At 65.6% G+C, this 11,847-nt stretch carries 10 protein-coding genes and 1 tRNA gene; 9 read left to right on the forward strand and 2 right to left on the reverse strand.

Annotated features, from left to right (window positions below):
• Positions 1-105: 105 nt before the first annotated feature.
• Positions 106-2,970 (reverse strand): BMP family ABC transporter substrate-binding protein, encoded by a 2,865-nt coding sequence (locus tag QF777_02575; GenBank protein MDP6910438.1) that lies wholly within the window; start codon positions 2,968-2,970, stop codon positions 106-108.
• Positions 2,971-3,747: 777 nt separating this feature from the next.
• Between QF777_02575 and ychF the strand changes: the two genes are divergently transcribed.
• The 7 genes from ychF to QF777_02610 all read left to right on the forward strand — a co-directional run bounded on the left by ychF (position 3,748) and on the right by QF777_02610 (position 10,991).
• On the forward strand, positions 3,748-4,860 hold the full coding sequence (ychF, locus tag QF777_02580; GenBank protein ID MDP6910439.1) for a redox-regulated ATPase YchF: 1,113 nt from the start codon (positions 3,748-3,750) through the stop codon (positions 4,858-4,860).
• A gap of 103 nt (positions 4,861-4,963) precedes the next feature.
• Entirely contained in the window at positions 4,964-5,803 is an 840-nt protein-coding gene (rsmI, locus tag QF777_02585) for a 16S rRNA (cytidine(1402)-2'-O)-methyltransferase (protein MDP6910440.1), read from the forward strand.
• 85 nt (positions 5,804-5,888) lie between these two features.
• The gene (metG, locus tag QF777_02590; protein MDP6910441.1) at positions 5,889-7,610 is read left to right on the forward strand and encodes a methionine--tRNA ligase; all 1,722 of its coding nucleotides are present in this window, start codon (positions 5,889-5,891) and stop codon (positions 7,608-7,610) included.
• A 19-nt stretch (positions 7,611-7,629) separates the two neighbouring features.
• Positions 7,630-8,388: a TatD family hydrolase gene (locus QF777_02595; GenBank protein ID MDP6910442.1), complete on the forward strand. Its 759-nt coding sequence runs from the start codon at positions 7,630-7,632 to the stop codon at positions 8,386-8,388.
• A gap of 128 nt (positions 8,389-8,516) precedes the next feature.
• Positions 8,517-9,344, forward strand: a complete 828-nt coding sequence (locus QF777_02600) for a transglycosylase family protein (protein ID MDP6910443.1) — start codon at positions 8,517-8,519, stop codon at positions 9,342-9,344.
• Positions 9,345-9,387: 43 nt separating this feature from the next.
• Positions 9,388-10,254 (forward strand): 16S rRNA (adenine(1518)-N(6)/adenine(1519)-N(6))-dimethyltransferase RsmA, encoded by an 867-nt coding sequence (gene rsmA / locus QF777_02605; GenBank protein ID MDP6910444.1) that lies wholly within the window; start codon positions 9,388-9,390, stop codon positions 10,252-10,254.
• A complete protein-coding gene (locus QF777_02610) occupies positions 10,251-10,991 on the forward strand; it encodes a 4-(cytidine 5'-diphospho)-2-C-methyl-D-erythritol kinase (GenBank protein MDP6910445.1) in 741 nt (246 codons plus the stop codon). Before rsmA ends, QF777_02610 begins: the two co-directional genes overlap by 4 nt.
• A gap of 8 nt (positions 10,992-10,999) precedes the next feature.
• On the opposite strand, the gene QF777_02615 is transcribed toward QF777_02610, so the two are convergent.
• Complete coding sequence (locus QF777_02615; GenBank protein ID MDP6910446.1) at positions 11,000-11,098, reverse strand: AURKAIP1/COX24 domain-containing protein; 99 nt, start codon at positions 11,096-11,098, stop codon at positions 11,000-11,002.
• Positions 11,099-11,235: 137 nt separating this feature from the next.
• Between QF777_02615 and QF777_02620 the strand changes: the two genes are divergently transcribed.
• Positions 11,236-11,712, forward strand: coding sequence for a nucleoside deaminase (locus tag QF777_02620; GenBank protein MDP6910447.1), 477 nt, complete (start codon positions 11,236-11,238; stop codon positions 11,710-11,712).
• Between the two features lie 59 nt (positions 11,713-11,771).
• Positions 11,772-11,847, forward strand: a tRNA-Gln gene (locus QF777_02625).

Below are 11,847 nucleotides of genomic sequence, written 5' to 3' on the forward strand. Positions count from 1 at the left end.
AAAACGGTGGGAGGCCGGGCCCTTGTGGGCCCGGCCTCCGGTCACCGTGTCCCGTTGCCTGCCCCTCAGAGAGGGACCGGATCCGGGATCAAACGTTTAGGCCGTTCAGCCAGCAGCCTCAGCGATCCACGCATCAACGTGAGCCGCGTTCTCAGCCATCCAGCCAGTCGCCAGTTCAGCGACATGGGCCTGGGAACCGTCACCATCGGTCTGGTCGACCTGCAGGAACGAAATGTCCAGGATCGACGGCTTGATCAACGGGAACAGCTTCCGCAAGAACCCATCAGTGCCATCGAGCATGTCGGTACGGGCCGACACCTGAATGTCAGCAGCCGACCAACCCAACTGGCAGGGCTGGGTGCACATGTCGGCACCGAAGGCCGTGAAGCCCTCTTCCTGCTGGTGGTTCTCGCCACCCTCCTTGCCCAACGGGTTGGACTCGTCAAGAACCGCCTCAACAGACAGCCACAACACGTTGTCACCAGGCACCAGCACCGTCAGGTACGAAGCAGGCGACCACGTGTACAAGATCCCCGGCTCACCGGCATTGACGCGGTTCACCATCTCGGCGAACAAGGCGTCGTACTCGGCCTTGGTCTCCTCCATGTTGTCCCACGGCTCACTGCCGTTACCCCAGGCGATCTGGTTCTCGATGATGTCGTCACAGGTCCACGACTCCGGGCAACCAAGGATCTCGCCCTTGCCGTTGCCATCAGAATCGAACTGCGACCACAACGACTCGTCACGGTTGATCTGATCAATCGTCGAGATGTTGTTGTCCTCAGCCCAGGTCTTGGTCACCAGGAAGCCCTGGACACCAGAGTCCTGGAACAGACCCGGCACAGCCTCAACGTGGTCACCCACGAGGCTGCCGTCAGACAACTCGTTTTCGAACCACGAGAAGTGACCCGGGTACCAAGAGTTGGCCCAGAAGTCACACGAACCCTCAGCCATTGCCGTATAGGCATTGGACGGGCCCAACTCGATGACCGACGGATCAGAGATCTCGTAGCCAGCCTGCTGAAGGACCTGACGCACGATCTCGGCCTGGATGTAACCAGACGCCCAGTTCGCACGACACATCGTCAACGACACACCATCACCAGGCAGCGCCGCCGCGTCCTCGGCGTAGGCGCCGTCACCGATGTCGTCGTAGGTGACCGTGAATGCGGTACCGAAGTACTTGCCGTTCAGTGCAGCGAGAGTGCCGTCGTCCTTCATGGACTGGATGGCCTCGTTGAACGGAGCCACGAGGTCACTGCCTTCAGTGAAGGCCCAGCCCAGCGGATCCGACTGCAGGGGATCGGGGAGCATGTCCACAGAATCTGCGTTCTCACCCTGGTAGCCCTGACCGGCCACGTCGTCCATGATCACGGCGCACACGTCACCGGTGATCAGGGCCTGCACGGCAAAGGCGAATGACTCGAATGCCACGATCCGGTCCTCGCCGACTACGTCCACTGAAAGGTCGTAGTTGGTGGTTCCGGTCTGCGAACCGACGTTGCAGTTCGCAGCCTCGAGGTCGCCACGAGAGCCGATCTCCGAGTTGCCCTTGGCCACAAGGATCTTCTGGTCAGTGCTGATGAAGCTGATCGAGAAGTCCACGACCTTGTCACGCTCTTCGGTGATCGTGATACCGCCACCGGCCATGTCGAACTGGCCCTCGCCTGTGGCGATGATCGTGGCGTCCCAGCCAAACTCCTGGAAGCTCGGAACGCAGTTCAGTCGTGCACAGACCTCGTCCATGGCGTCGTAGTCCCAACCCATAGCCACACCGGTGTCAGCCGGGATGTAGGCGAACGGCAGGTAGGCGTTGTCCACCGCGATGGTGACGACGCGGCCGCCCAGGTCGGGCAGAACCACTGCCCGCTCACCGGGCACCTCGGGCACGCTGATGGCGCCGCTAACGACCTTTGCCTTGAGGGAGTCAAGATCCCCGGCAATGTCGTCTACGAAACCACCACTTGTGGCGTAACCAACTCCGTCGTTGGAGAGGTTGAACATGACCGCTCCGCCCTGGAATGTGCCTTCACCCTGAGCCTTAATGGTGTCGAACACGGATACGTCCATGTTCTTCATCATCGAGGTCAGGAGGTATTCCTTGACCGAGTCATCGACCACGTTGTACTGGTCAGAGTCCACGCCAATGGCCCAGACCTTCGAACCTGAGTCCTCGGTATGGGACTTTGTGGCCTCGAAGACACCGAATCCGGTTCCACCAGCGGCCTGGTAGATGATGTCGGCACCCTTTTCGTACATCGACAGTGCGATCTCGCGGCCCCGGTCAGGAGCGTTGAATCCGTCGAAGTCCGGTGGTTCGGTGACGTACTCGACCAGGACTGTTGCGTCCGGGTTGGTCTGCGCGACACCGGCGGCGAAACCAGCCTCAAACTTGTTGATCAGTGGGAAGTTCACGCCACCGATGAATCCAATGACGTTGGCGCTGGTCTTCATACCCGCTGCCGCACCCACGAGGAACGAACCTTCGTGTTCGGCATAGAGCAGAGAGGCCACGTTCGACGCATCCACGAAGCCATCGATGATGGCGAAGTTCGTGTCCGGGTATTCGGCCGACACCTCGGCCATCGAGGAGTCGAACAGCCAGCCAACACCAATCACCAGATCGTTGGATTCAGCCATCAGGCGGAGTAGTTCTGCCCTATTCGAGCCATCAGAGTTGGGCGAGGCGTCGGAGATGTTGGCTCCGAGCTCGTTGGCCGCCTTCTCTAGACCTGCATAGGCCATGTCGTTGAATGACCCATCTCCGCGGCCACCGATATCGAAGACCAGTCCCACATTGACCGGTTCGTCCGGCGGTGCCGGAGCCTCGGTGGCTGCCGGTGCAGCAGTCGCAGCGGGTGCCGCGGTGGTCGCCGCTGGTGCGGCATCGTCGCTGTCGCTACCGCACGCCGAGACAACTAGGGCAAACCCCAGCATCACAGCGAGCAGGCTGGTAAATCGCTTACTCATGAACCCCTCCGGTCCCTTGTCGCATCGTTGCGCTGCGCGACGACCCATGGTCACCCGCAGGACAGATGACGGTACTCCCTCCTGTGACCGAACGCACATGAAACTGATCGGGTCGGTGAGGTACGGGCGATTCCGGTCAGCGGGAATGGTCCAGGAGGCCGAGTTCAGGACCGAGCACCGGCGACCGTCACGGTGGTGACGATGCCGCTGCTGGCCTGCTGGGTCAGGGCGGCGGAGACCGGTACCGCAACGACATCGTCTAGGTGGGCGGCGATTTCGGACACCAGACGTTCGGCGAAGATGCTGCGACTGTCAAAGGTCCGCAGGTAAAGCTTGAGCGACTTGTACTCGATGTCGATCGTGTAGAAGTCCGGCCAATTGGTGACCGGTCACGTTGAAGCGAGCTTCGAGAAGACGAAGTGCACCAGATCGAGCGAGCCCCTGGCTCTATCCCTTGGCGGGGAAGGCCTCGAACTGACTGCTGGGAAAGGCGTCGGGACGGCAGAGAACCGGCTCGTCAAGGGACGCCATGACGGGGTTCGTCAGCTGTTGCGACCCAGATTGGGTTTGCGACCGTGGTTGGCTTTCTTACGGCGGACGTTGGCCTTCGCCCTGCTGGTGCGCTTTGACATGTCGGTCAGGGTAGCGGCGGCCATCACCGGATCCGCAGGGCTGATCCAGTCAGACCGCCGGGCCTCGGTCACACAGCCGTCGGCCGTCCGGCCGTCGGACCTAGCCTGATCCGACCAGAGGACACGTCGGAGCCGGAGGCCCCAAGTGGAACGGTTCGGATTCGTGGGGCTACCCAACGCGGGAAAGTCATCGCTGTACAACGCACTGGCTGGAGGCGGCGCCCTGGCCGCCCCTTACGCATTCGCCACCACTGACCCGAATATCGGCGTGGCCAAGGTCCCCGACGTTCGTCTTGACCGTCTGGCCGAGATGAGTTCCTCGAAGAAGGTCGTCCCAACCAGCGTGGAGTTCGCCGACATTGGCGGCTTGGTCGAGGGGGCATCCCAGGGTGAGGGCCTGGGCAACAAGTTCCTGGCCGGCATTCGCGAGGTCGACGCCATCGTGTTCGTCCTGCGAGCCTTTCGCGATGCCGACGTGCCGGGCCCGAGCGACCCACTGGAACACCTCCGCGTCGTCGAGGTGGAGCTGGCTCTCGCCGACCTCGAAACCACCGAGAAGCAACTCGACAAGGTGCGCCGTGCCGCCAAGGGTGATCCGTCCCTAGGCCCGGCCCTGGCGGCCCTCGGCAAGGCCGTGGACCAGCTCGGTGAGGGCGTGCCCCTATACCGCAGCGACCTTTCGGCCGATGACCGGACGGCGCTACGGCCGTTCTTCCTCCTCACTGACAAGCCGGTCCTGGCCGTGGTGAACCTCGACGAGGAGCAGGTCATGGATCCTGACCCGGTACTGGCGCCGGTCTGCGCCGAACTCGAGGGTGCGTCGAGCACCGCTGGTCCCGGAGGAGCGGAAGCCGACGCACAGGTCGTAGGAATGTGCGTGCAACTCGAGGCCGAGGCTGCCCTTCTACCTGAGGCCGACCGAGTCGAGATGCTTGAGGGGCTGGGACTGGGTGAGGGTGCGCTGCCCGTGTTCGTCCGGGCCGCCTACCACCTGCTCGGTCTGCGGACGTACTTCACGACCGGTGAGAAGGAGAGCCGGGCCTGGACCTTCCGGGCCGGCTCGTCAGCCCCCGAGTGCGCCGGTCGAATCCACACCGACTTTCAACGAGGCTTCATCCGGGCCGAGACCATCCGGTGGGACACGCTGCTAGATAAGGGTTCGTGGTCCGGGGCACGGGATTCCGGGCTGGTTCGTAGCGAGGGCAAGGACTACTTCCCCGAGGACGGCGACGTGATGGAGTTCCGTTTCAACGTCTGATAGGAGCGAGGCCCGCCCTCGGTCGTCGGTCGGGACGTACGCTCAGTGCCATGCCATGGTTGGTTCGATGCGATGGCAATCCCGTGGATCAGGAGACGAGTCGATGACTGGCCGGCTGGTACCGGGCCGACTGATGCTGGTGGCCACTCCGATCGGCAACCTCGGCGACCTGTCGCCACGGGCCGTCGAAGCGTTGGCTAGCGCCGACCTGGTGGCCTGTGAGGACACCCGGCGGACCGGTCGACTGCTCCAGCACGCCGGAATCACCGGAAGCGACCTCCTCCGCCTCGATGATCACACCGAGGAACGTTCCGCAGTCGTGGTGCTGCGCCGGATCGGCGAGGGAGCCACCGTGGCCCTCGTGTCCGACGCCGGTATGCCCGGGATCTCGGACCCCGGAGAACGGGTGGTGCGCCGGGTCGTCGACGCCGGTCATTCGGTGGTCGTGGTGCCGGGGCCCTCTGCTCCGGTGGCGGCCGTAGCGGCCAGCGGTCTGGCTACTGACCGGTGGTGCATGGAGGGGTTCCTGCCCCGCAAAGGCTCGGCCCGCTCGGATCGGCTGGCCGAGTTGGCCGTCGAGGAACGGACCATGGTGCTGTTCGAATCGCCGCATCGTCTGGCAGCCACCCTGGGAGAAATGGTCAGGGTTGTGGGTCCCGACCGGCGGGCCGTGGTGGCCCGCGAGATCACCAAACTCCACGAGGAGTTCGTCCGGGGCACGGTGGCTGAGTTGGCTGAGCGGTTCGCCGAACCGCCAAAGGGCGAGATCGTGCTGGTGCTCGAAGGGGCACCGCCGCCGTCCGAGGTCGGCGACGAGCGTATTCGGGTGGTGCTGGCGGAGGCACGGGCCAGCGGGGCGTCGACCCGTGACGCCGCCGACGAGGCGGCCCGCCGTCTCGGGGTGTCGCGGCGCCGGGCCTACCGCCTGGGCCTCGAGAGCTGACGGAGCGGGATCGCTGCCGATTGGATTCCCTGAGGGCCGGTATCGGGCACCGTTCGATCGCGGGCCCACCGGTAGCCTGCGGGTAATGGTTGATACACCCCAGACCGATCGGCGCGCCGAGATACCTGTTGCTGGTACGCCTGCTGGCACGCCGGTACTGGTGGCCGTGGCCTGGCCCTACGCCTCCGGATCGCGTCACCTCGGGCACCTGGCCGGTGCCTACCTGCCGGCCGACATCTACGCCCGCCACCAGCGCCTGGTCGGCAACCGGGTGATCATGGTGAGCGGATCGGATGTCCACGGCACCCCGATCACCGTTCGGGCCGATGCCGAGGGGGTCACCCCAGCTGACGTCGTGGCTCGCTACCACGCCGAGTTCGTCGCCGACTGGGATCGGCTCGGCATCAGTTGGGATTGCTACACCTCCACCGGCACCGCCAACCACGCTGAGGTCACCCAGGACGTCTTCATGCGCCTCCTGGACAATGGCCACATTGATCGTCGGATCAGCGACCAGTACTACGACGCCGAGGCCGACCGGTTCCTACCCGATCGGTACATCGAGGGCACCTGCCCCCACTGCGACTACACGGAGGCTCGCGGTGACCAGTGCGAAGACTGTGGCCGCACGCTTGACCCCGAAGAACTGGTCGACCCCCGGTCCAAGATCACGGGTTCCACGCCCGAGCTGCGTTCCACTGAACACTTCTACCTGCGGCTCTCGGACTTCACCGAGCGGTTGGGGGAGTGGTTGGGCACCCGCGAGGGTTGGCGCCGGCACGTACTCAACTTCTCCAAGGGTTGGGTCGACGAGGGTCTCCAGGATCGCGCCATCACCCGGGACCTCGACTGGGGCATCGAGTTGCCGGTCGACGATCTGGGCCCCGGTAAGCGGATTTATGTCTGGTTTGAGGCCGTCATCGGCTACCTCTCGGCAGCCAAGGAATGGGCGAGGGCTAGTGGTGACCCTGAGGCCTGGCGCGATTGGTGGGAAGGCGACGACGCCCGCTCCGTCTACTTCATCGGCAAGGACAACATTCCGTTTCACACCATCATCTGGCCGGCGATGCTCATCGGATACGGCGGGTTGAACCTGCCCACAGACGTGCCCGCTAACCAGTACGTGACCTTCAAGGGCGGGAAGGCCTCGGCCAGTCGTGGTGTGGGCCTGACTATCGGCGAGGGGCTCGAACTCTTCGAGGCCGATGCGCTGCGGTATGCGCTGGCCGCCTCGTTGCCTGAGCAAAGCGATACTGACCTTTCCGTCGAGGAGATCGGCCGCCGCATCAACGAGGAACTGGTCGCCACCTGGGGAAATCTGGTCAACCGGGTGTTGTCGATGGTCCACAAGACGTGTGAGGGGGTAGTGCCCGAAGCAGATGGACGGAACGCTGAGGACCTCGCCGTGCTGGCCACCGTGGACGCTGCGCTGGCCACCGTGACCGACCAGATCGAGGAGGTCGAGTTGCGGGCAGCGCTGAGGACTGGCATGGATGCCGCGGCGTCCGTCAACGCCTATCTGAACGCCACCGAACCGTGGAAGTTGGCCAAGACCGACCCCGGCCGGGCCCGGGTGGTGCTGGGTACTGCTCTGGCCGCGGTAGCCGGCGTCCGGGTCTCGTTGTCTCCCTACCTGCCGTTCACCACGCTGGCTCTCGAGGACGTGTTCGGACCCGTCCTCGCCTGGAAGCGGGTGGAGCCGGCACCTGGCACGCCTGTGTCCAAGCCCACTCCGCTCTTTACCAAGATCGACCTCGACGAACTGCTCGACGGCCAGTCACCCATCCAACAACCCCCGGCCGAGTAGCCGACGGACCCCGGTAACCATGTCCACTTGGTTCGACAACCACTGCCACCTGGGTGCTGATGCAGGCGAGGTGGTGGACCGGGCCCGGGCTGGAGGTGTGGTCGGCATGGTCACCGTGGGGTGCGACCTTGACGACAGCAGGGCCGCCATCGTGACGGCGTCGGCCCATGACGACGTATGGGCCACGGCCGGCGTCCACCCCCATGAGGCCAGCCACGGCGTCGAAGGTCTGGCCGATCTGTTGTCGGAACCGAAAGTGGTGGCGGTCGGTGAGGCGGGGTTGGACTTCCACTACGACCACTCGCCACGCGATGCCCAGAGAGAAGTGTTCGCTGCCCAGGTCGGGTTGGCCAACGCCCACGACCTCCCGTTGGTCATCCACACCCGTGAGGCGTGGGAGGAGACCTTCGCCCTGTTGGACGCCGAGGGGGTTCCGAACCGGACGGTGTTCCACTGCTTCACCGGTGGCCCCGACGAGGCCCGTGAGGGACTAGAGAGAGGTGCCCTGCTGTCGTTTAGCGGGATCATTACCTTCCGGGCCGCCGATGATCTCCGGTCTGCGGCGGCTATCTGCCCACTGGATCGGGTCATGGTCGAGACCGACTCGCCCTTCCTGACGCCCGTGCCCCACCGCGGGAAGGCCAACGAGCCGGCCCACGTGGCGCTGGTGGGTGCCGCGGTGGCCGAGGCCATGGGGCGGCGGGTCGACGAGGTGGCTGAGGCCACCACGGCCAACGCTCGGGTCTTCTACGCACTAGCGGGCCACGACCAGACCTGACGCGTCGTGTATTCCGGGGTTCCTCCCCCGGGGCGGTGACCGACGACCGGCTGGTCGATCCGTCCCCGATCTTGCGTTGACCGGCTGTCGTCCCTATCGTCGCGCCGGCGATCCGGCCATGGCCGGTCGTGTCCGGAGGGGAAGGGGACGGAGCTCTGGACGTTGAACCCACCGTCGAACGGTGGCGTGTGGTCGTCGTGGCCCTGGCCACGATCGCTGCGTTGCCGCTGTTCGTACTCGAGAACCCGTCGTCGCCCGGTGCACTCACCGGGACGGCTGACGCGGCCACCCGCCCCGTCAGCGACGCGCCCCGGATCGAGACGATCGAACTCGTCGTCGCCACGCCGGACCGTTCCTCGTCGGGGGCATGGCCCACCCCCGCGGTTTCGGAGCTGAGTTCGCGGGCCCGGGACTGGCATCTGGCCCGGTCCACTCGGGAGGTTCAGGACCAGATGGCGGTCGTGGCCCACGAACACGAGGCCGAGGCGCTGGCCGCCGCCCGCCTGATGGCCGCCGAGGAGTTCGCTGAGAGGGCCGAGCTGGACGCCCTGCTGGCCAGCCGACAGTTGGAGGCCGATCGTCAGGCCGAACGGGCCCGCCTCCGGGCCGAGGAGCTCAAGCGTCGCGAGGAGGCCATGGTCGCCCCGGGCCCGACGACCACCATCCCGTGGGACACCGATCCTCATCCGCATGGTCCGTCGGACATTCAGTGGGAGGCACTGCGGTTCTGCGAAGCCACTGGCAACTACACGGCGGTGAACCCGACCGGCAAGTACCGAGGCGCCTACCAGTTCAGCCGACAGACCTGGGATTGGATAGCCGGACTGAACTTCGAGCATCTCGTCGGCGTGGACCCGGCTGCCGCAACGCCTGCCGATCAGGACCGCATGGCCCAGGCCCTCTACGACCTGCGAGGTCGGGGCCAGTGGCCGGTGTGCGGCCGCTACCTGCCCTGAGCGACCTTCGGGTCCGGCCCGCTACCGCGTCGACCGCCAGATCGTGACCCTCACCCGGACGCAGGTCCGAGGCCTGCTGGAGCGTCATGGCATCCACCCAAAGCGGTCGCTTGGGCAGAACTTCGTGGTCGAACCCAACACGGTGCGACGTATCGCTGAACTGGCTGGCGTCGGGCCCGGAGACCGGGTGGTCGAGATCGGGCCGGGCGTGGGTTCGTTGACCCTTGCCCTGGCCGACACCGGAGCCTCGGTCACCGCCGTGGAGATCGACGACGCACTGGTTGGCGTGTTGGCCGAGGTGATGGCCGGACCGGGGGCCCGTCGAGACGTCCGGATCGTCCACGCCGACGCCATGGAGGTCGACTGGGATTCGGTGCTCTACACCGGCCCGGGTGGAGGCGATCCAGGAGATGGGAACTGGACGTTGGTTGCCAACCTCCCGTACAACGTGTCTGTTCCGCTTGTCTGCGATTTGCTGGACGGTGTGCCGGCCATCGGCAAGATGGTGGTGATGGTCCAGAAGGAGGTGGCCGACCGTCTGGTGGCTGGTCCAGGTGACGACGCCTACGGACTGCCCAGTGTGAAGGTGGCGTACCACGCCGTCGGACGGCTGGTCGGCCGAGTGCCGCCCTCTGTCTTCCTGCCCCGCCCGAACGTCGACTCGGCCCTCGTCGAGGTGGTACGTCGGCCCGAGCCGGCTGTCAACGCCGACCAAGGTCGGTTGTTCGGCCTGGTCCGGGCAGGGTTCGGCCAGCGCCGCAAGATGCTGCGCCGGTCGCTGGCCGGGCTAGTCGACGAGGCAGTCATCGTGGCCGCGGGAGTAGATCCGACCGAGCGGGCCGAAGAACTGAGTCTCGAGCAGTGGGCGGCGCTGGTCGACGCGTCCGGCCCGGTGGGTGCTAATTCATGACGACCGAGGTGCTGGTTGCTCCGGCCAAGCTCACCCTGTCGCTGCGGATGGTCGGCCTCCGAGCCGACGGCTACCACCTGATCGATGCCGAGATGGTGGCCCTGGACCTGGCTGACGAACTGGTGGTCGGTCCGCCGACGGGCGGCGGCACGCTAACGATCGAGGACCTCACCGGCGGCGGCGGGCTGACGGTGCCCGGAGACTCTGACGATCTGGTGGCCCGGGCGTTACGTCTGGTCGACCGGACGGTTGATGTGGTGGTCCACAAGGTGATTCCGGCGGGTTCGGGCCTCGGTGGCGGGTCGGCCGATGCGGCAGCGGTGCTGCGCTGGGCGGGCCTCACTGATCTGGTCGCCGCAGCGCGGATCGGCGCCGACGTAGCGTTCTGCCTGATGGGTGGCCGGGCCCGGGTGGCCGGTATCGGCGAGATCGTCGAGCCCCTTCCGTTCGAGGAGCAGGTGTTTACCCTGCTGACACCGCCTGTCGGCTGTCCGACGCCCGCTGTCTACCGACGGTGGGACGAGATGGGCGGCCCGACAGGCGAACACGGCAATGACCTCGAGCCAGCGGCCGTGGACCTGGTGCCAGAGTTGGTGCGCTGGCGGGACGTGCTCGGGGACGCGACGGGTCGCCGTCCGAGGCTGGCCGGCAGCGGGAGTACGTGGTTCGTGGAGGGGGAGTATCCGGGAGGCGGTCGCCGAGTCGTGCGGACGATTCCACAGGCGGCGATGGCCTGAGATTAGGACTACTTGCCCCGCTGCCGCTGGGCGCGGGTGCGCTTGAGCATCTTGCGATGCTTCTTCTTGCGCATGCGCTTACGGCGTTTCTTGATCAGGGATCCCATGACGGGCCGCAGACTAACGGCGCCGTCGAGGATTGCGACGGCCGGCGTGGTGGGAACCGATCATTCGAACGTCAGGTGGTGCACTCCCTCTTCGGCCCCGTTGCCCCTCGACCGCTTGGCGATGGGAGGCTATGCCGATGGATGCTTCGCGGACCGAGGATGAATCCCTTCTGGACCTGGCCATTGTCGAGGCCCGTGCCGGGCTTGCTGAGGGTGGCATCCCGATCGGAGCGGTGCTGGTGGTCGACGGCGAGGTGCTGGGCGCTGGCCACAACCGACGGGTCCAGCAGGGCTCGGCCATCCTCCACGGCGAGACCGATGCCCTCGAGGCGGCCGGCCGGCTACCAGCGTCCACCTATGCCCGAGCCACAATGGTCACCACGCTTTCACCGTGCCATATGTGTACCGGCGCGGTTCTTCTGTACGGGATCAGGCGGGTAGTGGTCGGCGAGAACCGCACGTTCCTGGGTGCCGAGGACCTGCTGCGGTCCCACGGCGTCGAGGTGGTGAACCTGGATTCCGAGGAATGCATTGAGATGATGACGGACTTCATCGCGGCGAATCCGATGCTCTGGAACGAGGACATCGGCGAGGTCGACCGATTGGATACCTGAGTCGACCGGTTGCCTCCGATGCGCTGATCGGGGCGGCCATTATCATCGGGCATGCGCAGTGTCCGGTAGTTCAACTGGCAGAACGCCTGACTTTGGATCAGGAGGTTGGAGGTTCGAGCCCTCCCCGGACAGCCA

The organism is Acidimicrobiales bacterium, assembly GCA_030747595.1.
Lineage (GTDB): Bacteria > Actinomycetota > Acidimicrobiia > Acidimicrobiales > MedAcidi-G1 > UBA9410.